Genomic DNA, 24023 nt, shown 5'->3' with positions numbered 1-24023 from the left:
CAGAATGACGAGATTTTATTTTTTTTTCATGTTTAGTTATTTCTTTGGGTTAGCGCTCTATGCTCAACCCAAAGAGATAATGTTTTCGGAGTTAGAGCAAGTGATGGCTACTAACCCTAAGCCCGTTGTGGTGTTTATGCATACAGATTGGTGTAGCTATTGTACCCTGATGGAAAAGAAGACGTTGAACAATGATAAAGTGATGCAGAAGTTAGATGAAGATTTTTATTTCATCTCTTTTAATGCAGAACAAGAAGAAGCTATAGAGTATAAAGGAAAGCGCTATGAGCTGAGAAAGACTGGTGTTCATGCAAAGCAGCACGAGTTAGCAAAAGAGTTAGCTCAGTCTAATGCTTATCCCGCTGTTATATTTCTGAATGAGAAACTAGAGATCATGTATCGACATTTTGCGTATGTACGATCTAATGATATGTATAAACTACTGAATGCTATAAAACCTTCTTAGCATTTAGAATAATAAGACTAGATACAGTACAGAACGTTAAGCGTATATGTATTGACGATTTAATAGTTGCAGTATTAGTACATCTGTACATATACATTTGTATTAGATACATAGTTAGTTAGAATTATGTTGCAGGCCTTACACAGTACACTACTGTGTAAGGCCTTTTTTTGTTTAGTAGTATTAGATATGTTGTACATTAAGTATTGCTTCTAATGACCTTACTGTTTTCTTCCATACACCTAGCTTTTTTAGAGTAGTTTGACCTCGATGTGATAGTGAAGTAGTTTGCCTATTTATGATGTTTTTAAGCTGATACTCAATTTAAAAACATAAAATTTTCTTTTTCTGAATGTCTAGATGATTATAAGATGATAGAGATTGTAGTTTTTTTTATTAAAGTTTAAGGCTGTTTATAAGTTCTGAGAAGACTTAGTATACATATAGGTGAATTTGGCTTAAGCTTTCGACCTATAATTTTCTCATATCCTGTGATAGCATATCTTTAGTTTACTACCGATTTGCTAGGGGTTTGCTAGCACCTTGCTGGCACCTTTCTTCGACAAAACCATGCTCTAGGCAAGAAAACTTCGAGGAAAGTGCAAGAAAACCTCAAGGAAGTGCAAGCTAAACGCTATCGTAGAACATCAGAAGATGTTATAAAAAAGTATTTTATTCTATATCAAAGACACATTGATAACTAGTCAAGTACACGTAGTCTAAATTAAGAAGGGATTTAACGCATCGCTTTATTGATAAGGAATAAAGACTGTTTAAGTATTCAGATTGACTTGTATAGCTTTATTATTTTAATTAAAAACTAAATAATTAGTTTTATAACTAATAAAATAGTTATATGTTTGTGTATATCAAATTAGGATTATGGAAAAATTGACCAATAAAGAAGAAGAGATTATGTGCATCCTTTGGAAATTAGAAAAGGGATTTGTGAATGATATTCTAGAGCACATGCCAGAGCCTAAGCCACATTATAATACACTCTCTACGCTAGTTCGTATATTAGAAGAAAAAGGGGTAGTGTCTTATAAAGCTTATGGCAAGTCACATCAGTACTATCCTCTGGTGAAGAAAGAAGACTATCGAAAGATGTTTATGGAAGAGACCATGGAGAAGTACTTTGATAATTCGTTTAGCAATCTAGTTAGTTTCTTCGTGAAGGATAAAAAATTATCTAAGACAGAGCTAGAAGAGCTAATGGATATTATAGAAAAGAATAAAAAATAGTTTGATTAACAACCAACCAATCAACTGAATTATGACACCTATTCTTATATATATATTAAAGGTAAATGGACTACTACTGGTAGTGTATTTATGCTATAAACTGTTTTTACAGAAAGAGACGTACGTCAAGACGAATCGATTGTATTTTATAAGTGGTATTTTTTTGAGTCTAATACTGCCTTTGCTTACTTATACGAAGGTAGAAACGATCATCTTAGCGCCAATGCCTCTCCCGATTATGGATGTAGTGGAGGATGTGGAGATAGTACAAGAGGAGAGTCTATGGACGATGAATGAGGTGTATCAGTACACATCTTATCTTTATTTAACGATCACGCTATTGAGCCTTTTGTGGTTTGGGTATAAACTGATCAAGCTAGTCAGACGTATTAGTAATATGCCTAAGACGGATATTCATCAGAATATACGAGTGGATAGAACGAGTAGTGATGCTTATTCTTTTCTACACTATATCGTATTGCCAAAGGATTATGAAGAGCTGAATCAGCTAGAGGTAGTGTTGCTCCACGAGGAAGTACACGTACAGCAGAAGCACAGCTTAGACCTTATCCTCTTAGAGGGGTTAAAACACGTATTCTGGTTTAATCCGATGATACGATTGCTACAGAAAGAGGTAAACCTAAATCTGGAGTATATCGTAGATCAAGAGATTGCGAAAAGAGAGGATAGCTATATGTATCAGCGCGCACTCGTACTATACGAGTCTAATAAGATAGCGTGTGTACCTGTGGTGAATACTTTTGGCTCTTCAGATCTGAAGAAGCGTATATTAATGCTTAACAACCCAAAATCAACTAATATGAAACGTTTAAAATTATTATTAATCACTCCTGTATTAGCAGGGTTCTTTTTCCTCTTTCAGATAGAGGTAAAAGCGAAATATATAGAGAGTCCAGCTTTTGAAGTAGATCATGTAGAAGACACTTTATTAGATGAGTATACAGACATAACTACTGAGGCAGAAGAGGATCAGCTAGATCAATCTGGTAAAAAGAAGGCTCCTAATCATGATGATATGGCAGCAATAACGGAAGAAGCGATAAGAATAGGAGAGAAAGCGTCTAGACTAGTGGATGAAACTGAGCGTATAAGAGAAGAGGCTGAGCGTGTAAGCAAAGAGATATTAGAAGAGAGAAAAGTAATTCTAGCTAAAGCGGAAGAAATACGTAAAGAAGCTTTAAAAGCACGAAAAGAAGAGTTAACTAAAGCACGAGAAGAAAGTATAGCTAAAGCGGAAGCTGCTCGTTCTAGAATGCTAGAAGAGAGAAAGAAAAGGGAGGCAGCAAAAGAAGATCTAGATTTTCGTTTAGAAGAATACAGAAAGAAGTTGACGGAAGGCACAGTAATAGATGGTAAGAATGTAGTTATCATTAAATCAGATAAGCGCAGTAAAGGGGAGTTTGTGTATTATGTAAACGGAAAGCTGTATGATGAGAGTAATAAACATGAAGCAGAAGCACTAATAGAGAAATCAGGTGTTAAAACTGTTCGCGTTTATAATAGGGCAGCTGCAGCTGATGAACTTGGCTATACGGGCAATGGTTCTGTGTATGGTTTTACATTAATGACAGATGAGGATCGTGCGAATGAGGCTAGAGTAGAAGTGATAACTAAAAAATATAAAGAAAAAGTCATTAGGGATATGACTCAAGTACAGAATAGCGACTATAAAGGACTAGTATATGTCAATGGTATGAAGAAGTCTGCCGAAGATCTAAAAAATATACGCACAGATAAAATGGTGTCAATGGATGTATTTAAAGGAGATGCAGCAGTCGAAAAATATGGTGAAGAAGGAAGAGAAGGGGTTATCCTAATACGTGTAAAACCTTAAGTAATATTCTTATATAAGATTATGTTAGCGAGTGTGATCTCTATAAGAGGTTACCACTAAAAAGAGATAAAGCCAGATTACGATCTGGCTTTATTATTTTAAGTAAATTATCTGTTTAGAAAATACGTTTAATCACGTGGAATATTTGGTATACGCTATTAATAGGGTATTCAAATGGTTCGTATATTTTATTACGGCTAGATAGGGTGATGACACCTTTTTTCTCGTCATAGTTCGTAATGTCTTTTAAGAAGGTAGCATCTTTAGTGATGACGATGAACCCATAAGTAGTGTTTCTAAAACCGCCTTCCCATAGGTGACGTCCTACTTCACGTCCTAGTACTTCTGCTCCATCAGGGGTATCTTCTATATTCCCTCCATTCATAGAGTCTCCTACTACATCAAATGCCTTATAATGACCAAGCCCAAACTTATCTACTCTGAACTGTACTGTGTCAAACTCCTGTATAAGCTGTGCATCATCCTGATAGCAGGTAATATAAGAAGCATGAGCTGATGAAGGGATCTTCAGTACCTCTATATAGATACGCCCATCAGGGTAGAAGGTAAACTTGTTTCCGTGATTATTATACATAATCTCAGGTACAGTATCCTTCGTAATATTAGTGGCTTCGAAGTTATAGAGCTCTTGCGTAGGAGTATCTCCTGTTAGCTCTTGTATCGCTGGAGATGTATGTGATGTTAATAACATACTCCCTTCTCCTGTTAGTAACCAATGCTTGCTTAAGCTTAGGGCAAATTTGGTTAGATTCTCTATAAAGTTATCGCTGATGTTTACACGTCCATTTACTATCTGAGAGAAAGAAGACTTAGTATACCCTAGTTTTTGAGCTAGATCTGTTTGGTTCTTCGCTAATCCCTCAAAGAAAATCCACTTGATGGCATCGTTAACGCGTTGAATTCTATCCATAATAGTAATGATATTTTTAAAACTATGTTTCCAATTGTTTTTATAATCGAAACTTTGTTTATATATTTGTAAGAGTAATAGGAACAAAATTAGTCAAAAAAAGCATAGATAGCTAATTTTAAAGGGATAAACTGAAATAATAGCGGTAGAATACTTCGACTGATTCGAGTAAGATATTCTAAATAAGCAGTAAACTCTCCTTTATAATACGAACGATGTTTATATTCTGGGTGTGTTTTGTTCGATATATCAACACCAAAAAATAAATTATTATGAAAGCAGTGATGAGTACATCAACCGTATTTGAAGCAGGAGAGCCAGCTATTCTGACTTTAAAAGAGAAACGAAGTATAGAGCGTGAACTGTATCTATACAGTGCTTTATACAGAACTAATGGCACTGGATACTTTACCTCAGGGGAGCGTATCTGTATAAACCAAGAGAGAGGGTATCACCTAAGCGTAGGTGGAGATGAAGAGCTAAAACCTTATCAAATATCTAGGGAGTTAGAAGAAAAAATAGCTAAGCTAAGATCTAGAAGGTAGTGTATAAGGAATAAGTTTTATAAATAAAGTTTCGATTATTAAGTTGTTTTATCATTAAAAATAAAAGTTATGACAAAAAGAGTAGCAGGTAGTCAATTAAATAAGTTGAGAAGATATAAACTGATCTTGGATTTGTATAATCAATACAAGACAGAAGACATCCCAGTGACGGTGGTGTGGAAGAAATATATCTGTCCTGTGTATCCTATCTCTCGTACGACTCTATATGAAGTGCTGAATACACCAGTGTATAAAGAACTCGCAAAAATAGAGGCAACTATGAAAGACCTAGATTAGAGTTATCAACAGTGTTTATAAGATGTGAACAGAGTTGTTCAGCCTCTTGACAACAAATAGGTTATGGTGTTGATAAGTGAGATCTTTGTAGAATAATAATTAGGTTATCAACAGTGACTATAAGAAGTGAACAAGAGTGTTCAGTTACTTAACAGAAAGTTGAGTAGGGGGTAGTAAAAGAGCGATCTTTGTAGAGTAGAAATGCAGAAATAAAAATTAGGAATATAGGAGTAGTACTTGCACAATTGGCGCCTACGTGCAATGTCTTTCCATCAGTATATTCTTTCCATTACAGATGAGAGTAATCTCATCACAGTATTTATAATCCAATAAAAAATAGAGTAAAGTGTACTTGCTGTCAAAAAGCGAGCAAGGATAATTATGTCTTTATTGTTTATGTATTACCCAATATAAATAATTGAAAATATGATAATTAAAATATAACCAATCCAAAACCAGTGTGCTAATGAATGAAACAATAATAGTGACGGTAGTAGGCTTAGTTTCATCATTAGCGACATGGTGGGCGGCTAGACGTAAGAGTAAAGCTGAGGTACAAAGCTCAGAGCTCGATAATGTAGAGAAATCTCTAAAATACTATAGGGATATAGTAGATGACTTAGGAATTAAATTAAAAGAAGCTACCAATGAGCTTTATAAAACGTCTAATCTGCACCGTGAGGCTATCGATGAGCTAACTGCTGCTAAGAAGGTAATCATCAATCTAGAACAGAAACTAGAGAAATTGGCTCTACAGAATAAGGAGTTGATCGATGAACTAAGGAAATATAAACAGCTAAATGGTAAGAGAGAATGAGAACACAATTAGTTAAACAAGCTCAGAGCCAACTTCATGTACAAGAATGGCCTATCAAGAATAATAAAGGACCTGGAGTAAAAAAGTATCTGAACAGCGTAGGGTTAGGCGAGGGGTATGCGTGGTGTATGGCTTTTGTGTACTGGTGTGTACAAGAGGTGTACTGATTATAATCTGCAAAATCCTTTAAAGAAAACTGGAGGCGTTTTAGCTCAATGGAATGCGAGTAAAGAGCTTCGTGTTACTAAACCTGAGGTAGGAGATATCTTCATTATGGACTTTGGGAAAGGATTAGGTCATACAGGTATCGTGATAGCTGTGAATGGAGATATTATCACAACTATAGAAGGAAATACGAATGACCAAGCAAGTAGAGAAGGGTACATCGTGGCTGAGAAGAAACGTCATATCCAAACGATCAATAAAGGATTTATCAGCGTGTTTAGTAACTCGTGATGTTACACAGTCTACCCAATTACATAATCAAAAAACTATATAAATATGAAAAAGCATGATCGATATATGCTCGTTTTTTTAGTGTTGTTGTTAGCACTTCTATTGATGAGCTGTGGTAGTCGAAAGACAGCGATTAATATGCAACCGACCACCACTGAGCAGGTAACTCATACAGTAGAAGAAGTAAAGAGGGATACAATACTGGTGATCCCTGCTGATAAGAGTCAGTATATAGCTGAACTAGCTGTACAAGGAAATAAAATAGTAGTGAAAGATGCGAATATAAAGCGCAGTAAAAACAAGGTGTTACAACCGCCTAGAGTACAGCTTCAAAATAATAAGCTTATCGTAGACTGTGAGTCAAAGGCTCAACGCTTATTCTTCGAATGGAAGGATAAGTTTATCAAAGAACAAAAGGTAGTGGAGACAAGGATACCCGTAGCTGTACCTCTGACTCTATCATGGTGGCAACAGACACAGATATGGCTAGGAAGAGGGTTTATGTTGTTGGTGTTCCTTGGTATGATAGGGTTAGCTCTTAGAGTAAGAGTGTGAAAAAAGTAACCAATCTAAATTATAGAGAGACAGTTTAATGAGACAGATCTTTAATAACAGATAAAGTTTAATAAAATTTATTTACCAACGCTCTAGGCTTGCTTAGGGCATTGGTTTTAATATTCCATTCTCTAGGAGTAGTGATTTAGTAGCTATAGTGTTGACTACATCAGTGTTGTGGTCTGTGAGGATGATGATTTTATGTCTAGCAGTGGTTCTAATAGCATCTGCTATAAACTCTTGTAGTAATGGAGAAATACCTGCGAAAGGTTCGTCTAATAGACAGATAGGTTGAGGTAAGTTTAGAATGTAAAGCGTCTGGATGAGTTGTTGTTCACCAGTTGACAAGTCATTAATTTTAGTATCTAGATATTGATGAAGAGATGTGCTTCGAATCATATCTTCTTTTACAACATCTTTTACTGTAAGATGCTTAGGAAAGATATTGAATTGAGGTTTATAGCTAAAGTACTGATTGAGCTCATGCTTATTGTTGATAATATTCTTGTCTATTCGGATATAAGCATGATTTGCTTTAAGTGTACCAAATAAGATTTTCATTAATGTACTTTTACCAGCGCCATTGCGTCCACGAATATTGAGTATATCTCCTGTGGAAGCAGTGAAGTATATGCCTCTGAGTATGGGGGTATTCTCAATCGTGTAGCTAAGGCTATCAATATGTAGGGTATGGTTATAAGACATGTAATAAATATTGAATGAGACATGTGATGACTAAACAGCATAAGGCCGTTAGGAGTAAGGTTTTTATAATCGGCGTTTGATTGTTGCGATGATAGAATAGTTCGTTCTTCTTGAAGGTCAGAAAGTAGATACTGTATAGACCTAACGTAATTATAGGGATAAAGAAAAACAGAACATTGCGCATCACTATGCTTAGGATGATATTTAAAGCGAGTATAGATAGTATGTTTCTCCAGGGGATAATCATGTTGGGATGCATAAATGTATAGTAGTTAGAGTAATAAGGTGTAATGTACCTCTTTTTATTTATTAGAAGGGAATTAAGATAATTTTAATTTAGCAAGAGGCTGATTTGTTAGATTAGTGGAACAAGTAGATTATGTTTATAAATAAAGATGATGTTTTCGTTAGAGTGTAAATTAATTGTAAAACTTCATTGTGTCCGTTGGCTTTCAATAGTTTTAATTATATTTGCCTCTAAACTAATAACATCAATATGAATTTCGGTACTATTATTAAAGAGGCACACTCGGGTGTAGCTTATTTAGCCTTGATTTTCTTAGCTATAGTAGCAGTGAATGCTTTTATGGGATTATCAGGGAACAAAGAGTTTAAAGACAAAGACAGAAAATTAGGATTGTTTGGATTGATATTCACTCATATTCAGTTATTATTAGGTCTTGTACTTTATTTTGTATCTCCAATGGTTCAAGGATTTGGAGTAGCAATGAAAGATTCTACATTAAGACTTTATGCTTTAGAGCACCCATTGATTAACATCATTGCGATAGTATTAATCACTATAGGATGGTCTAAACACAAGAAAGCGACAGATAGTAAATCTAAGTTTAAGAAATTTGCGATTTTCTATACATTAGGATTAGTGTTGATTTTATCAAGACTTCCATGGAAAGTATGGATGCCAAGTTTATTCGCTTAAGCTTATTAAAATATAGAGTAAAAAAGGATCTTCGAAAGAAGGTCCTTTTTTTATTGGTATGCTTATTGCAAATATTCCTCTGTTCTATTTTATAAAACATGAAAACATATCAATATTTACTAGCTATATCTTTTGTAATTTTCTTATCGAGTTTCGGTGGGACTACAAGAATCGTAAAAGAAAATAATGTAAAAACATTATTGACAAAAGTGACTCCAGATTCTCTAGAGTTAGACAACGATTCTATCGTAATAGGAGAAGAAGAAACAGAAGACTTTATCGTAGTAGATGATGATACACAAGCATCTTATTATCACGATAAATTCACTGGAAGAAAGACAGCTAGTGGAGAGGTGTTCGACAACCAAAAATACACTGCTGCCCATAAAACACTGCCATTTGGGACAAAAGTGAAAGTGACTAACTTAAAGAATAAACGCTTTGTGATATTGACTATTACAGATCGTGGACCATTCGTTAAAGGTAGAAGTATAGATATCTCTAAAAAGGCTTTTGGTGAGCTAACAGATAATGTTGGTCGCGGTGTTCTAGATGTAAAAATAGAAAAGTTTATAGGAGAAAATGAAGAACAATTATAGTATAAAATATTATTTTATTGTGATTATATTAACCCTGTTTTTAGGAAGTTGTTCTTCTGTAAAAAACGGACAATACACTTCTAAAGGTAATTACAAATCAAATGTAACTGCCTCTTATTACCACAAAAAGTTTAATGGAAAGCGTACAGCGAGTGGGGAAAAATTCCACAACTCGGGGATGACAGCCGCACATAAAAGCTTACCTTTTAATACGAAAGTAAAAGTTACGAACGTAAGTAATAAAAAATCTGTAAAAGTTCGTATTAATGATAGAGGGCCTTTTGTTAAAGGGCGCGAAATAGATCTATCTAAAAAAGCCTTTATGAAACTAGCGGATCACAAAGGCGAGGGATTACTACAAGTAGATATTAAAATCATTAAGTAATACTACCATTTCTTATAAGGATGATTAGCGATATAAGAGTTGTAATACTTTAGATCACCTGTCACTTCCTCTCCTAACCATATAGGTTTCTCGAATTGTTCAGTTTCGGTAGTTAATTCTATTTCCGCTAGAATTAAACCTTCATTATCTCCGTGAAAGATGTCCACTTCGTAAGTGTGTTTACCAATTTGGATAAGATATCTCGTTTTAGATATTACAAAATCTTCACATAAGGCTATAAGTTGATTCGCTTCATCATAGTTTATTTCTTTTTCCCATTCTAGACGAGAAGTACCTGCTTCATTACTCTTTCCTTTAATAGTAATATAGGCTTTAGTGTCTTTTAATCTGATGCGAACAGTTCTTTCTGGATGAGAGTTAAGATAACCTTGAGTTATTTTATTAGACTTAAAGGATTGCTCTATGAATTCTAGAGAGTTGACTAGAAATTTTCTTTCTATTTCGATCATGATTGTTAAGAATAAAATGTAATTTTATGCCAAAATAAACGTTTTTATTTTACTAACGATTTAAAAGTAGATTTTTTTTCAAATGAAATTACGACATATGTTACGCTCACCTCATGGGGTTGAGGAATTATTTAATAAATATGTTATTGACGGGAAGGTTTATGCTACAGAGGATTTACTTTTTATTGTTGATTTAGTACATATTTTTAGACCTAAGAATAATAAAAAAATAAATAGAGTATCTATTGATGCACTTTTAGCTTATCTAAAGACACATGAGATAGAAAGAGTAGCCTTAATGGAATACCTAAAAGAACTGTTATCTAATCGACACTTTAGTCGTATGGTATCAGATGCTGGTATACTACAAGATGCTGATTTCTTCGATGAGGTAAAAAAGAGACTATGGGCAAAGGTGCTACCATATCAGCCAGAGAAACAGACTTATGAATACGTTTTAAATCAGGTGTTCTATAAACATACTGATGCTGAATGGGTAGATATGATACCTGAAGAACAGTTAATAGAATTGTTTACCCTACTAAATTTCAATACTATCTTCACAGAAGAGAAAGATGGAGGCGCGCTTAACGAATTGTTGACATCTATAGATATTATTACTCAGCGTATGAGTGGTAGAGCGATGGAAAGCTCGATTATTAATATGGTGCCTGAGTATTCTCATTTGGAAAGCCCCTTTAGAGCTTTGGAACAAGAGTTTTCTATTGTATTGCAAAGTTTCCATAAAGGAGAAATGAAGTTCTTATTAGAGAATGATATTAACTATAAGCAAATCGTGGTATTGCATAAGCAATGTCAGGAATTTGTAAACCAAGCCTTCAAGAATAGTTCTAAGTATGGAATCTCTATGAAAGTGAATCAAAGTTTACTTAGGTTGAGACAACAACTGGCAAGGGTATATATTCTTATCTCTATCTTGGTAGTAAAAGAAGGCACATTATTAGAACGACAACAAAATTCTATAACACTAGCTCGTAAGCTGATAGAATATAACTGTTATAAGTATAATGTAACAGGACTGGTCAAAGAGAGTACACAGCTGATTTCTTATGAGATTACACAACATACTGCTAAAACAGGAGAGCACTACATTACAAATACGGGTAAAGAATACTGGCATATGTTCCGTGGGTCTATGGGGGCTGGTATTGTTGTTGGTTTTATGTGTATTTTAAAAGTTTTTGCGCATGAAGCTGATGTAAGTAATTTTGGTGAAGCCATGTTGTATAGTTTAAATTATGCATTAGGTTTTTGTTTAATTTACTTACTCGGTTTTACTTTAGCTACAAAACAGCCTGCAATGACTGCAGCTACAATTATTACTGCTATTGAGAATGGAAGAAAACAACATATAGACAGTGTAGATAAGCACATTGGCTTTGCTAAGCTATTCGCTAGGTTGTTTAGATCACAGTTCATTGCTTTCATTGGTAACGTGATTTTAGCATTCCCCGTGGCACTTTTGTTGATTTGGGGAATAGACCAGTTGTTTGGTGTAAATATCACTTCTCATGGATGGGACAAAATGTTAATAGATGCTGATCCTATTGAATCACGTGCTTTGTTTCATGCAGGAATAGCTGGGGTATTCTTATTTATGTCAGGTATTATATCAGGTAATGTATCAAATAGAAATAAACACAATAAAGTATTTTATAGAATCCAAGAACATCCATGGTTAAAAAGAAATATTGGTGTTGCTAGTACAACAAAATTGGCAAACTGGGTAGATACAAAATGGCCTGGTATTATTTCGAATGTTTGGTTTGGTATTTTTATGGGTACTTGTGGGACAATAGGAGCGTTTATAGGTTTAGGTATTGATATAAGACACATTACATTTGTAAGTGGTAACATTGCTCTAGGTTGGTATGGATCAGGCTTTAATGCTCCTGTAAATATGCTTGTATGGGCTTTTGTAGGAATGTGGTTAATAGGATTAATGAACTTTTTAGTGAGTTTCTCTTTATCTCTATTCTTAGCATTCAGATCTCGCAATATACCTCTGAAGGAAACTAAGGATTTGGTTAAAGCTACATGGAAACATTTTAAGAGCTTTCCGATGGAGTTTTTCTTACCTACATCAAGTGTAATCGTAGATAAACCTGCACAGCAGACAGGGGATAAGAAAGAAGATAAAACAAAGTAATTTATTTGTATATAAATAAGAGGGGGCTATTACACGTGTAATAGCCCCTCTTGTATTAATTGATGTCGTTAGAATCAGACGCTGTTTTAGGTTGATTATTGTGACTTCGAGTATTCTTTAAACTGTTTTTCAACATTTCTGATTGTTCTGCAAACTCTAATCTAGATACATTGATGTAGTCTTCTAAATTATGTATGTTTTTGGCTAGCTTTCTAAGAGATGCTCTATCGCTTTTGATAAAGAGTTCACTTTGCATATTTGCTTCTTCATGGCTAAAGCCTAATTTTTCCAGCATTACTCCACCTACATATACAGCAGAGAAGAAAGTCTCTCTATACACTTCTGTAAGACCATCCTGTAAGTATTCATAAGCATTCTTACGGTTCTTCGCTCTTACAATAACTTCTACATTTGGGAAGTTCTTACGAAGTACAGCTACTAATTGTTGATTTAGTTCAGGAGGATCCATTGCAGCAATAACGTAATCGGCTTGATCCACACCAATAGACTTTAGTATATTAATAGAAGTAGCATCTCCATAATACACATTAAAGCCTAACTTGCGTAAATGATCTACACGTTCTGCATCATTATCAAGAACTAATGTAGGTACATCATTAGCTTGCAGTAGTCGTCCGATTGTATTTCCAAAGTCTCCAAATCCTGCAATTACAATTTTCTTTTCAGCAGTAATATGTGATAAATCGTCGTATTCTTGTTTTTCTGTAGTAGAAGGGCTTAATCCTAAGTAAGGAGCAATCCATTTCTCATTAAGAAGTAACAAGATAGGCGTCACCACCATAGACAGTGCTGTAGTAGCTAGTAAATAATCATACCATTGTTGGTTGATCAGATTAATTGTTTTTCCTAATGCCAAAATAACAAAGGCAAACTCTCCAATTTGTGATAATAAGATAGCAAATAAGAAGTTCTGATCTTTTGGAAACTTCTTCCACTTTCCAATAGCTAGTAAAACAATAGTTTTAATTGCCATAGTACCTAGTAGTAAACTAGCGATAATAAGTGGTTCATTGATTATGATCTGGAAGTTGATAGTAGAACCTACTGCAATAAAGAAGATTCCTAAGAGGAGTGCTTTAAAGGGTTCTATATCACTTTCTAGCTGATGCTTATATGGGTTATTCGCTAGTACTACTCCTGCGATAAACGCTCCTAAAGCAGGTGATAAACCTACCATCTGCATTAATAGTGATACTCCAATCACTAGTAATAAAGCGGAAGCAGTGTAAATTTCTCTAATCTGTAAACGACCTACTGATTTAAATAAAGGGTTTACAATATAGTTACCCACTAAGAAGATAATAGATATAGCTCCTAGTATAGCTAGTGTTTTCATAAAAACTGGTGCTCCGTCTAACCAGCTGTCAGCTTCAGTAGTAATAGGTGTCTTAGTAGAAACAGCTAACAATGGAATAATAGCCATCATCGGAATTACCATAATATCTTGGAAGAGAAGTACGGCAAAACTTGATTTACCCGCATTGGATTGATTTAATCCCCGCTCAGATATGGTCTGTAAGATAATTGCGGTAGATGACATGGTGATTACAAACCCCATAGTCAAGGAGGTTCCGATACTTAAACCAACACCCCAATGTGCAATTGCAGCAACGATAGCAGTAGTACCTACTGCCTGGGCGGTACCAAGTCCAATAATCTCGTTTTTAATTTTCCAAAACTCTTTAGGGTCTAGTTCTAACCCTACTAGGAACAGCATCATTACAACACCGAATTCGGTAGCATGCATGATGTCAGCACTGTCATTTCCAACAAACTTTAGTACAAAAGGGCCAATTAAAACACCTGCAAAAAGATATCCTAATACTGAACCCATTCCTAATTTCTTAGAAATTAGGACACATACAACAGCTGCAAATAGAAAGACAAATGCTTGTGCCAAAAAATCATTCATTACGTTTAGCTATTTTTTTTTAGTTAATCAATAATGATATAATTATCATTATATGTTTTCATAGTTCTTACAAAATTAAAAAAAGAGAATAGGATTATTAAGAATATATTTAAAAAAAAGAAGATTATTTTTGTACAAGACGTTTTTTAGGTCTGAATAGATAATTAGTTGATTAGATGAATCGTAAGATTATACATGTTGATATGGATGCTTTCTACGCTTCTGTAGAGCAATTAGACTTTCCTGAACTAAGAGGAAAGGCACTAGCTGTGGGTGGTAGTGAAGAAAGAGGTGTTATCGCGGCAGCTAGTTATGAAGCTAGGAAGTATGGAGTGCGTAGTGCAATGAGTGCGATGATAGCAAAGAAGAATTGTCCTCATCTTATTTTTGTCAAACCTCGATTTGAAAGATATAAAGAAGTTTCTCGTATTATACGTTCTGTTTTTTATGAATACACTGATCTTGTAGAGCCTTTAGCATTAGATGAAGCATTCTTAGATGTAACAGAGAATAAGATAGGATGTCCTAGTGCTACGTTGATAGCCAATGAGATTAGGATGAAGATATTAGAACGAACAGGATTAACAGCATCAGCAGGTATTTCGATCAATAAGTTCTTAGCAAAAATAGCAAGTGATTACAATAAGCCTAATGGGCAAAAGACGATTGAACCCGATGAGGTGATTAGTTTTTTAGAAGAATTAGAGATAAAGAAGTTCTTTGGGATAGGGAAAAAGACTGCGGATAGGATGTATCATTTGGGAATTTTTACAGGTAAAGATTTAAAGGCAAAATCAGTAGAATTTTTAACAGAGCATTTCGGAAAGGCAGGACAAATATATTATGATATTGTGAGAGGACTTAGCAATTCTCCTGTAAGGCCTAATCGTACTATAAAATCCGTAGGTACAGAGCGAACGTTCGATGAGAATCTATCTTCTGAGGTTTTTATTGAGACTAAGCTTGATATGTTAGTAGAAGAGCTTAGTTTGCGTTTAAAGAAACAAAATTTAGGAGGTAAAACGATTACATTGAAGATTAAGTACTCTGATTTCGTACAGCAAACACGTAGTACTACTGTTCCTTATTTTGTATCAGATAAAGATATTATTCTTGATTTAGCGAAGGTGTTATTATATCAAGATAAACTAAAGGATTCAGTCCGACTAATAGGTGTGTCACTTTCTAATCTTAATACAGATGAAAAGAAGAAGCCTATAGCAGTACAATTAAGTTTTGATTTTTAATTTTGTATAAATCAGAGAAGTACTTTAGTATTTTGAAGATTGTAATTTTAATGTATTTAAAAAATGATAAAACCAGCATATTTAAAGAAAGGTGATAAAGTAGCTATTGTGTGTACAGCGAGAAAGTTTAGTCACGAAGAAGCGAAACAAGCAATCGCTCTGTTAGAATCATGGGAACTCGAAGTTGTATTAGGAGATACTATTGGTTTAGATAATTATCAACTAGGAGGAACAGATCAACAAAGGGCAAATGACTTTACAAAACAATTAAAAGACCCTAGTATAAAAGCTATATGGTGTGCTAGAGGAGGATACGGTACAGTGCGTATTATTGATGATATTGACTTTAGTGGTTTTGTTGATAATCCGAAATGGGTAATAGGTTTTAGTGATGTGACTGTATTGCATAGTCATATTCATAATCTAGGAGTAGAGACTATACATGGACTTATGGCTTTTAGTGTAGAGAAGTCTTTAGTAGAATCTAGAGATTCGTTATATAGAGCTTTGTTTGGACAAGAACTTATTTATGAGATAGACAGTGACAGTAGTAATAGATTAGGTATTGCAGAAGGGCAGATAGTAGGAGGAAACTTATCTATATTATATAGTCTTTTAGGTTCTAGGTCTTCAGTTGATACAAAAGGGAAAGTACTCTTCATAGAAGATCTAGATGAATATTTATATCATATTGATCGTATGATGCATAATCTAAAGCGAAATGGTATGCTTGAAGGACTTGCTGGTTTAGTTGTTGGAGGGATGACAGACATGCATGATAACGCAATACCTTTTGGTTATGATGCAAAACAAATTATACTATCTATAACAGCAGAGTATGATTATCCTATTGTTTTTGATTTTCCTGCTGGACATGGAGTTAGCAATTTAGCATTAAACTTAGGAAGTCAGATTCATTTAGAAGTTAATTCAGAGAAGACTCAATTAAAGTTTATATAATATGGCTAAAAATCATGAGGTAGGTAAAGAAGGAGAGAATGCTGCTGCTGATTATTTAATTAGAAGAGGGTATGAGATTCTCGCTAGAAATTATTTTGCTGAGAAAACAGAATTAGATATTGTTGCTTTAAAAGATAATATCCTTGTCTTTGTTGAAGTCAAGACGAGAAGCTCTCTTGATTTTGGTACCCCTCAAGATTTTGTAAATAATCGGAAGATAAAATTATTGATTAAAGCCGCTAATCTGTTTATTACCGAATTTGGAAGAGAAGAAGAAGTTCGTTTTGATATTATCGGTATCCATAAAAAAGAAGACATCTTTGATATAGAACATATAGAAGATGCTTTCTATTTCTTTTAGATAGTATTAATGATAATTTCCTAAAAAATGCCCTGTTTTATAAGATCGAAATATAGGTTTTGTAAGGATTATACTCATTTGGTATATAGTTATTTAAAAAAAGTCTTAATAAGGTTTGTTTCTTATTTAGAATCATTTTATTTTTGCACTCGTTAAATGAGTCTAAATAACATAATAAAGTATGAGATTAATCAATACTCTTTTGTTTACTATTGGTGGGGTAATAGTAAGTATAGCACAAACGTCGACAATTAAAGGACGTGTTGTGGATGAAACTAATAAACCAATTCCTTTTGCAACAGTTTTTGTAGGGGAAGGAAATGTGGCTACACAAGCTGGTGAGAATGGAGAGTTTAAACTTGTTGATGTACCTAGAGGTAAAGCTCTAGTAAAAGCGTCTTCAGTTGGTTTTGTTGATGCTCAACGTGAATTAAATGTTGCAAAAACGGATGAAGTACTTAACTTCGTTCTATCTTCAGATAGTCAGTTAAATAATATTACTGTTTATGGTAGAAGTAATAAGGATGTAAAAAAACTACAATATTTAACTAGACTTCCATTAGGATTACAAGACCAAGTTCAGTCTATTAGTATTGTATCAGGACATATTATTAAAGAACAAGGGGCATTAACTATTACTGACGCTGCACGTAACGTAGCTGGTGTGGTACAGTTCTCTAACTATGGTGGGCCTGCTGAGAGTATGTCTATTCGTGGATTTAGAGGTACTCCTGTATTACGTAATGGTGTAGGTATGGACTCTGACTTTAGAACAGCATCAGCTATGGCTGATATGCAAGGAGTAGAAAGTGTTGAGGTAATAAAAGGATCAGCAGCTGTATTACAAGGAATTGGTAATGGTCTTGGAGCTGCGGGTGGTGTTATTAACTTAGTTACTAAAACACCTAATTTTCAAAATAAAAGAGAAGTTAGCTTCCGTACAGGAAGTTATGGACATGTGAGACCTGCTTTTGATATTGAACAAGTATTAGATAAAAAAGAAACTGTATCATTCCGTTTGAACGCTGCTTATGAGAGAAATGATGGGTGGAGAACGCATACTGGAAATGATCACTTCTATATTAACCCATCGTTAGCTTGGAAAATAGATGATAAAACCAAATTAACTGTTGAGATGGATTATTTATCTGGGGATTATACACCAGATAGAGGAACTGTAAATTTAGCACCTGATTATGTTGAAGCATTATATAAAATGCCTCACAATAAATTCTTAGGATTTAAAGGAGATAATCAGAGTATTAAAATGCAGAATTATGTTGCTCGTTTTGAGAGACAACTTACAGATAAGTTGACATTCAGAACTTCATATACTGCTTCTATTTATAATGAAGATAGTCGTACTACAAGTGTTGGTACAGTGAAGAAAAAGAATGATATTACTGATTGGAATGACTTCCAAAATATTAGACGTACTGTGTCTAGAGGTGAGACAGGGGATTATAACTCTGTATTCCAAGCTGATTTAGTTGGAAAAGATATCTTTACAGGAGTTCTTAAACATACATTCCAAATAGGGTTTGACTATAGACAGACAAAAACGAATAGTGGAAGTGTAACAGGACAAGTATGGGGGAAAGACAAAAATGGTAATCCTGCTTTAGTAAATTATACTAATGATATAAATGTTTTAGGACCGATTGACAATACATTCCCAGAGGACATTATCTTTGGTGATATTAATAAAACTAGAACGATGAGTCCAACTATTGGATTTATGGTACAAGATTACGTTGCAATTGGTGATAAGTTAAGTGCAATGTTAGGAGTGCGTTATAGTAGATTAAATGGAAGCACTACTGAGAATGCTACTATTGATCGTTGGAATCCTATCTTTGGTTTAATTTTTAAACCTCAAGAGAATATTAGTACATTTATTTCATACACTACAACTTCAAGCTTAAGACAGTCTAATAAGCTTATTCATGGAGGAGGTACAGCTGGTGCTTCAGATACTAAACAAGTTGAGTTTGGTTTTAAATCTAATTGGTATAATGATCGTTTAGGAGTTAACTTTAGCTATTTTATGATTAATCAAGATAATTTATTAGCTCCTTATATTGATCCTATTACTAATGAACAATCTAAAACAGAAAGTATCTTAGTAGGTAGTTTAAAACGTAGTGGCTTTGAGTTGGAAGTTAATGGTAAAATTACTAATAACTTAGAAGTGATGTTAGGATATGCTAACTTAGACGCTAGATATAAAGATAGCCCTAACTATGTAGATGGTTCTGCTCCAATGAATGCTCCAGAACATGTGGCTAATGGATGGGTTAATTATAAGTTTAATGACGGTAAATTAAATGGACTTTCATTAGGATTAGGAGTTTATTATGTTGGTCAAAGACCAGTTAATGAATATGCTAGAACTGCTGATGGACATGGTTCAAATGTAAATAAACGTCCATTTGATATGCCAAGTTATATCACAGCTAATGGACAGATATCTTATACATATAAGAATGCTACTTTAGGAGTTTATATGAATAATATATTTAATGAGTTAGGTTACACTTCATATTATAGAGGAGGATACATCAATGAGATTGCACCTAGAAATTTTGCAGCTCAATTAACTTATAGATTCTAATTATAACAGTTGAATTAGTAGACAAAACACGACTTTACTCGAAGAGTAGAGTCGTGTTTTGTGATTATAGACCTTTTTATGAAGACAAAAAAGAAGAGCACCTTTCGAAAATTAATGAACGACTTACATTTATGGCTTGGTATAGCTAGTTCATTAATACTATTTGTGGTATGTCTAACAGGGACAATCTATACTTTTAAAAGTGAGATTCAGAAACTGTTAGCACCAGACATGTATAAGTTGACTGTTGTTAAGGATGAGGTATTATCTATTGATGAGATGAAGGCTTATGTTGAATCCACTTTTCAAGGAACAGTACAACGTGTAAGTATAACCCATAAGAAGGATGCTCCTTATGTATTTTCAGTAAGTTTTGCAGAGAAAGAGAAGAAGAACGAAACTGTATATCTTAACCCATATACAAATGAAGTTGTAGGCAGTGGTAGAGGACCTGCAGACGAATTTTTTATGACTGTATTTAAGTTACACAGATGGTTGTTGTTAGAGAGTGAGATAGGGCGTCCTATAGTTGGAATAGCGACTATTATTTTTGTGTTCTTGTCTATTTCGGGATTGATTCTTTGGTTGCCAAAGAAAATAAAAGGATGGAAGAGCTTTAAACCTGGCTTTAAGATTAAGTTTAATGCAAATTGGAAACGTATTAATCACGACTTGCATAATACATTAGGTTTCTATACTCTTATTATTGTTTTGATTATGTCTTTGACAGGATTGTGTTGGTCTTTCGAGTGGTATAGAGATGGGTTGAGTAAAGTGTTAGGGACAAAGGTATTCGGTGGGCGTAATGAAGCGAAACCAGAATCTACTTTGACAGAAGGAGCTAAGACCTTAGATTTGTCAGACGTTATACAGCGAGCTAATCAGACTATTTCATACGAATTTAGAACGATGACAATATCTTTTCCAAAAGGTGATACAGGATCTTTTGAAGTCAGTAAAAATGAAGCAGCACGTTTTAACGAAACTGTGACTGACAGAGTGTTTATAGATCAGTATTCAGGTGATATTATTAGACAAGATATGTTTAGTGATAAGAGTATAGGAGAGAAGATAGCTAGTTCTATTCGTGCTTTACACTTTGGAGATATTTATGGAATGTTTTCTAAAGTTATTTACTTCATTGTCTGTTTGATAGCTACAAGTTTACCGATAACAGGTGTTTTTATCTGGATAAATAAGATGAAGAAGGGTACTTCTAATAAAGTATAACATTTCTTTATAATTCAGATGTTTTTATGTTTAATAAAAAATGTAACTTTGCTTAATAACCTAATTTTAGATTTATATTATGTATCCAGAAGAAATAGTAAAACCGATGCGTCAAGAATTAGTTGATGCAGGATTTGAATCATTACATACAGGAGCTGATGTAGAAGCAGCTTTACAAAAAGAAGGGACTACATTAGTAGTTGTAAACTCAGTATGTGGATGTGCTGCACGTAATGCACGTCCAGCAGCAGTAATGAGTTTAGGAGGAGAGAAAAAACCTACTAATGTAATCACTGTATTCGCAGGAGTAGATAAAGAGGCAGTGGATGTTGCTCGTCAGCACATGTTCCCATTCCCTCCATCATCTCCTTCTATGGCTTTGTTTAAAAATGGTGAATTAGTTCACATGTTAGAGAGACATCACATTGAAGGAAATACTGCTGATGCTATAGCAGAGAACTTAATGGATGCTTATAAAGAATTTTGTTAAGAATCATGACCACCTTTTGGTGGTCTTTTTTTTGTCCTTTCTTCACTATTATAAGGTTAATCTATTCTAGTTAATTTGTTTATAATTTTTTTTAAGTAGATAGTTTTTATGTAAATTCACAAATATTGTGACTTATATAAGAGTTAATTTGCGAGGTATGTTTATTGTTGTATATATGTTTAAGTGTATATTTGCGATAAACTAATCGATTAATGCAAAAAATAATATCATATCCTATATCTATACTATTTGTGATTATTATGCTAATAGTATTATGTGTATTTCACGCATTACAGTGGATTGCATTCAACCTGTTTGGATATAAAGCTCATAACGTTACTGTTAATGGGCTTGTATGGTGGCTAATGGCTTGTACAGGTATCTTAGGCACGAGTTATAAGTTCCGTCAAGAAGAAGAACTTCCTACAGATCGTCCGATCATATTTGTTTCTAATCACCAGAGTATGTTTGATATTCCGATGATTATTTGGTTTTTTAGAAAGAATCACCCAAAGTTTGTTAGTAAGAAAGAACTAGGAAAAGGTTTCCCTAGTGTATCATATAATCTTAACCATGGAGGTTCTGTATTAATAGACCGTAAGGATGCTAAGCAAGCATTAACAGCTATTAAAGGATTAGGACAATATATCACTAAGCATAACCGATCTGCAGTCATCTTTCCAGAAGGAACACGTAGTAGAGATGGTAAGCTGAAGAGGTTTTCTGAGAATGGAGTTAAAATGCTTTGTAAGTTTGCGCCTGATGCATTAGTTGTACCTTTGACTATTAATAATTCTTGGAAGATATTCCGTTTTGGAAACTTCCCTTATGGATTAGGAGCGAGAATAAGCTTATATGCTCATCAACCTTTTGCTGTGAAAGATTACTCTTTTGAGGAAATTATGCAGAGGTGTGAAGACAAGATTAAATCAAAAATAGAATAAAATTCTAAATATAAACTAGCCTTTTGCTACTGTCAAGCAAACTAAACCAAGAAGTAGTATAGAGGCATAAACATAATTGTATGTCTATAAAGAATGTTCGCCTAGAAGTAATGCAATTCTTAGAAAAGAATATTGATAGCTTCGTAGAGAGTTATCTGATCCCCGTAGAGAAAATATGGCAACCATCAGACCTATTACCAGATTCAGAAGGTGAAAACTTTTTGGAAGAAGTAAAGGAATTAAGAGAATACGCTAAAGAATTACCTTATGATTTTTGGGTTGTTTTAGTAGGTGATACTATCACTGAAGAGGCATTACCAACGTATGAATCATGGTTAATGGATGTAGAAGGAGTCAACCAAAAAGATGGTGAAGGTGGTAATGGATGGGCTAAATGGTTACGTCACTGGACTGGTGAAGAGAACCGTCATGGAGACCTTCTTAATAAGTACCTATATTTATCTGGTAGAGTAGATATGAAAGAGATAGAGATTACTACTCATCACTTGATTAATGATGGTTTTGATCCAGGTACTGATAGAGACCCTTATAAGAACTTTGTATTTACGAGTTTCCAAGAGTTAGCGACTTATATTTCTCATAACCGTGTAGCTAAATTAGCTAAGCAGTATGGAGACCATAAGTTGTCTAAGATCTGTAGATTGATTGCAGGAGATGAGATGAGACATCACCATGCATATAGTGAGTTTGTTGACCGTATCTTTAAAGTAGATCCTAGCGAGATGTTATTAGCATTTGTGGATATGATGAAGAGAAAGATCACGATGCCAGCTAACTTAATCCGTGAATCAGGAGGTAAGATGGGAGATGCTTTTGAGCTGTTCTCTGATTCTGCACAGCGAATAGGTGTTTATACAGCGCATGATTATATCGATATCATGCAGAAATTAATTGACCGTTGGCAAGTAGCAGAGTTGAATAATCTTACTGATGACGCAGAGAAAGCAAGAGATTATTTAATGAAATTACCAGCGCGTATGGCTAGAGTAGCTGACCGTATGACCATTGGTAAAGAAGAACACATATTTAAGTGGGTTAAACCAGCCCTTATTAAATAATAAAACAATACAACACAATAGATATGGACAAGCGTATAGATCAAGTCATCCTTTATGTAAAGAAAGAGTTACAGCAAGCTGAGAGCGGTCACGACTGGTTCCACATTGAACGAGTTTATAAGAATGCTTTAAACATCGTAAAGGGAGAGGGAGAAGTGAATCTAGAAATAGTGAAGCTAATAGCCCTACTACACGATATAGCAGATAGTAAATTTCACAATGGAGATGAGACAGTAGGCCCAATTAAAGCTAGAGTATTACTAGAAAACTTAGGATATGATGAAGATACTATTGTACATGTTGTAAAAGGAATTGAAAATATATCTTTTAAAGGAGGTAACTTTAATCAAGCTTTTCGTTCTAAAGAATTAGATATTGTACAAGACGCAGATCGATTAGATGCTATCGGTGCTATTGGTATCGCTAGAACATTTAATTACGGAGGGTATAAGAATAATTTGATTCACGACCCTAGTATTGATCCTAAGATTGGAATGTCTAAAGAAGAGTATAAGAAGAACGTTGGAACTACGATTAATCACTTCTATGAGAAATTACTTCGTTTAAAGGATCTAATGAATACCGAAACAGGAAAACAATTAGCAGAAGGAAGACATCGCTTTATGGAGTCTTTTCTTGGCCAGTTCTACGATGAGTGGGAAGGTAATGCTTAGTACGTTTTATAAGAATAAGAAGAAGCCATTCGTATGAATGGCTTTTTTTATGCCT

Annotated in this window: 26 protein-coding genes; 22 read left to right on the top strand and 4 right to left on the bottom strand. The window is 34.3% G+C overall.

Translation table 11 applies throughout. The annotated features are described in order from the left end of the window. Positions 1–4 precede the first annotated feature (4 nt). The 3 genes from AABL85_RS12500 to AABL85_RS12490 all read left to right on the top strand — a co-directional run bounded on the left by AABL85_RS12500 (position 5) and on the right by AABL85_RS12490 (position 3566). A complete protein-coding gene (locus tag AABL85_RS12500) occupies positions 5–466 on the top strand; it encodes a thioredoxin family protein (RefSeq protein ID WP_341310325.1) in 462 nt (153 codons plus the stop codon). Between the two features lie 882 nt (positions 467–1348). Beyond that, positions 1349–1711 (top strand): BlaI/MecI/CopY family transcriptional regulator, encoded by a 363-nt coding sequence (locus AABL85_RS12495; protein ID WP_006259921.1) that lies wholly within the window; start codon positions 1349–1351, stop codon positions 1709–1711. A gap of 163 nt (positions 1712–1874) precedes the next feature. Then, positions 1875–3566 carry a M56 family metallopeptidase gene (locus AABL85_RS12490; protein ID WP_341310324.1) on the top strand — a complete coding sequence of 564 codons (1692 nt, stop codon included), beginning with the start codon at positions 1875–1877 and terminating at the stop codon, positions 3564–3566. A 115-nt stretch (positions 3567–3681) separates the two neighbouring features. Here the strand turns inward: AABL85_RS12490 and AABL85_RS12485 are convergent, their stop codons facing one another. After that, positions 3682–4497 (bottom strand): XRE family transcriptional regulator, encoded by an 816-nt coding sequence (locus AABL85_RS12485; protein ID WP_006259918.1) that lies wholly within the window; start codon positions 4495–4497, stop codon positions 3682–3684. A 272-nt stretch (positions 4498–4769) separates the two neighbouring features. Between AABL85_RS12485 and AABL85_RS12480 the strand changes: the two genes are divergently transcribed. The 6 genes from AABL85_RS12480 (at position 4770) to AABL85_RS12455 (ending at position 7167) form a co-directional block, all read left to right on the top strand. After that, positions 4770–5042, top strand: coding sequence for a hypothetical protein (locus AABL85_RS12480; RefSeq protein ID WP_341310323.1), 273 nt, complete (start codon positions 4770–4772; stop codon positions 5040–5042). A 69-nt stretch (positions 5043–5111) separates the two neighbouring features. Beyond that, on the top strand, positions 5112–5339 hold the full coding sequence (locus AABL85_RS12475) for a hypothetical protein (protein WP_006259916.1): 228 nt from the start codon (positions 5112–5114) through the stop codon (positions 5337–5339). Between the two features lie 466 nt (positions 5340–5805). Next, a complete protein-coding gene (locus AABL85_RS12470; RefSeq protein ID WP_025125244.1) occupies positions 5806–6156 on the top strand; it encodes a hypothetical protein in 351 nt (116 codons plus the stop codon). After that, positions 6153–6323 carry a hypothetical protein gene (locus AABL85_RS12465; protein WP_341310322.1) on the top strand — a complete coding sequence of 57 codons (171 nt, stop codon included), beginning with the start codon at positions 6153–6155 and terminating at the stop codon, positions 6321–6323. The genes AABL85_RS12470 and AABL85_RS12465 overlap by 4 nt, the downstream gene beginning before the upstream one ends. Continuing rightward, complete coding sequence (locus AABL85_RS12460) at positions 6304–6612, top strand: CHAP domain-containing protein (RefSeq protein WP_341310321.1); 309 nt, start codon at positions 6304–6306, stop codon at positions 6610–6612. The genes AABL85_RS12465 and AABL85_RS12460 overlap by 20 nt, the downstream gene beginning before the upstream one ends. A gap of 45 nt (positions 6613–6657) precedes the next feature. Beyond that, complete coding sequence (locus tag AABL85_RS12455) at positions 6658–7167, top strand: hypothetical protein (protein ID WP_341310320.1); 510 nt, start codon at positions 6658–6660, stop codon at positions 7165–7167. Positions 7168–7269: 102 nt separating this feature from the next. Here AABL85_RS12455 and AABL85_RS12450 read toward each other — a convergent pair whose 3' ends face one another. Further along, positions 7270–7872: an ATP-binding cassette domain-containing protein gene (locus tag AABL85_RS12450; RefSeq protein ID WP_341310319.1), complete on the bottom strand. Its 603-nt coding sequence runs from the start codon at positions 7870–7872 to the stop codon at positions 7270–7272. Between the two features lie 496 nt (positions 7873–8368). On the opposite strand from AABL85_RS12450, the gene AABL85_RS12445 reads away from it, so the two are divergent. The 3 genes from AABL85_RS12445 to AABL85_RS12435 all read left to right on the top strand — a co-directional run bounded on the left by AABL85_RS12445 (position 8369) and on the right by AABL85_RS12435 (position 9796). Beyond that, a complete protein-coding gene (locus AABL85_RS12445; RefSeq protein ID WP_006259908.1) occupies positions 8369–8812 on the top strand; it encodes a hypothetical protein in 444 nt (147 codons plus the stop codon). 98 nt (positions 8813–8910) lie between these two features. After that, positions 8911–9411 carry a septal ring lytic transglycosylase RlpA family protein gene (locus tag AABL85_RS12440; protein WP_341310318.1) on the top strand — a complete coding sequence of 167 codons (501 nt, stop codon included), beginning with the start codon at positions 8911–8913 and terminating at the stop codon, positions 9409–9411. Further along, positions 9395–9796 (top strand): septal ring lytic transglycosylase RlpA family protein, encoded by a 402-nt coding sequence (locus AABL85_RS12435; protein ID WP_006262406.1) that lies wholly within the window; start codon positions 9395–9397, stop codon positions 9794–9796. The genes AABL85_RS12440 and AABL85_RS12435 overlap by 17 nt, the downstream gene beginning before the upstream one ends. 2 nt (positions 9797–9798) lie before the next feature. Here AABL85_RS12435 and AABL85_RS12430 read toward each other — a convergent pair whose 3' ends face one another. Continuing rightward, positions 9799–10266, bottom strand: coding sequence for a CYTH domain-containing protein (locus AABL85_RS12430; RefSeq protein WP_341310317.1), 468 nt, complete (start codon positions 10264–10266; stop codon positions 9799–9801). Positions 10267–10363: 97 nt separating this feature from the next. On the opposite strand from AABL85_RS12430, the gene AABL85_RS12425 reads away from it, so the two are divergent. Beyond that, positions 10364–12436 carry a site-specific recombinase gene (locus AABL85_RS12425; RefSeq protein ID WP_286415436.1) on the top strand — a complete coding sequence of 691 codons (2073 nt, stop codon included), beginning with the start codon at positions 10364–10366 and terminating at the stop codon, positions 12434–12436. 55 nt (positions 12437–12491) lie between these two features. Here AABL85_RS12425 and AABL85_RS12420 read toward each other — a convergent pair whose 3' ends face one another. Next, the gene (locus AABL85_RS12420; RefSeq protein WP_286415336.1) at positions 12492–14369 is read right to left on the bottom strand and encodes a monovalent cation:proton antiporter-2 (CPA2) family protein; all 1878 of its coding nucleotides are present in this window, start codon (positions 14367–14369) and stop codon (positions 12492–12494) included. Positions 14370–14545: 176 nt separating this feature from the next. Between AABL85_RS12420 and dinB the strand changes: the two genes are divergently transcribed. The 9 genes from dinB to AABL85_RS12375 all read left to right on the top strand — a co-directional run bounded on the left by dinB (position 14546) and on the right by AABL85_RS12375 (position 23968). Beyond that, complete coding sequence (gene dinB / locus AABL85_RS12415; protein WP_341310316.1) at positions 14546–15616, top strand: DNA polymerase IV; 1071 nt, start codon at positions 14546–14548, stop codon at positions 15614–15616. 63 nt (positions 15617–15679) lie between these two features. After that, positions 15680–16576, top strand: a complete 897-nt coding sequence (locus tag AABL85_RS12410; protein ID WP_341310315.1) for an LD-carboxypeptidase — start codon at positions 15680–15682, stop codon at positions 16574–16576. Between the two features lies 1 nt (position 16577). Beyond that, positions 16578–16937: a YraN family protein gene (locus AABL85_RS12405; RefSeq protein ID WP_341310314.1), complete on the top strand. Its 360-nt coding sequence runs from the start codon at positions 16578–16580 to the stop codon at positions 16935–16937. A gap of 181 nt (positions 16938–17118) precedes the next feature. Beyond that, positions 17119–19551, top strand: a complete 2433-nt coding sequence (locus AABL85_RS12400) for a TonB-dependent receptor (protein WP_286415346.1) — start codon at positions 17119–17121, stop codon at positions 19549–19551. 78 nt (positions 19552–19629) lie between these two features. Next, on the top strand, positions 19630–20781 hold the full coding sequence (locus tag AABL85_RS12395) for a PepSY-associated TM helix domain-containing protein (RefSeq protein ID WP_341310313.1): 1152 nt from the start codon (positions 19630–19632) through the stop codon (positions 20779–20781). Positions 20782–20860: 79 nt separating this feature from the next. Then, on the top strand, positions 20861–21271 hold the full coding sequence (locus AABL85_RS12390; protein ID WP_006259897.1) for a BrxA/BrxB family bacilliredoxin: 411 nt from the start codon (positions 20861–20863) through the stop codon (positions 21269–21271). Between the two features lie 212 nt (positions 21272–21483). After that, positions 21484–22215 (top strand): lysophospholipid acyltransferase family protein, encoded by a 732-nt coding sequence (locus AABL85_RS12385; protein ID WP_041894832.1) that lies wholly within the window; start codon positions 21484–21486, stop codon positions 22213–22215. 80 nt (positions 22216–22295) lie between these two features. Next, the gene (locus AABL85_RS12380; RefSeq protein ID WP_006259895.1) at positions 22296–23294 is read left to right on the top strand and encodes an acyl-ACP desaturase; all 999 of its coding nucleotides are present in this window, start codon (positions 22296–22298) and stop codon (positions 23292–23294) included. Positions 23295–23317: 23 nt separating this feature from the next. Continuing rightward, positions 23318–23968: an HD domain-containing protein gene (locus AABL85_RS12375; protein WP_341310312.1), complete on the top strand. Its 651-nt coding sequence runs from the start codon at positions 23318–23320 to the stop codon at positions 23966–23968. The last annotated feature ends 55 nt before the right edge of the window (positions 23969–24023 follow it).

This window comes from Myroides odoratimimus, from assembly GCF_038039805.1.
In the GTDB taxonomy this organism is placed as follows: domain Bacteria; phylum Bacteroidota; class Bacteroidia; order Flavobacteriales; family Flavobacteriaceae; genus Flavobacterium; species Flavobacterium odoratimimum_B.
The sequence above is the reverse complement of the archived record's forward strand: the minus strand, read 5'-3'. Positions and strand labels throughout refer to the sequence as shown.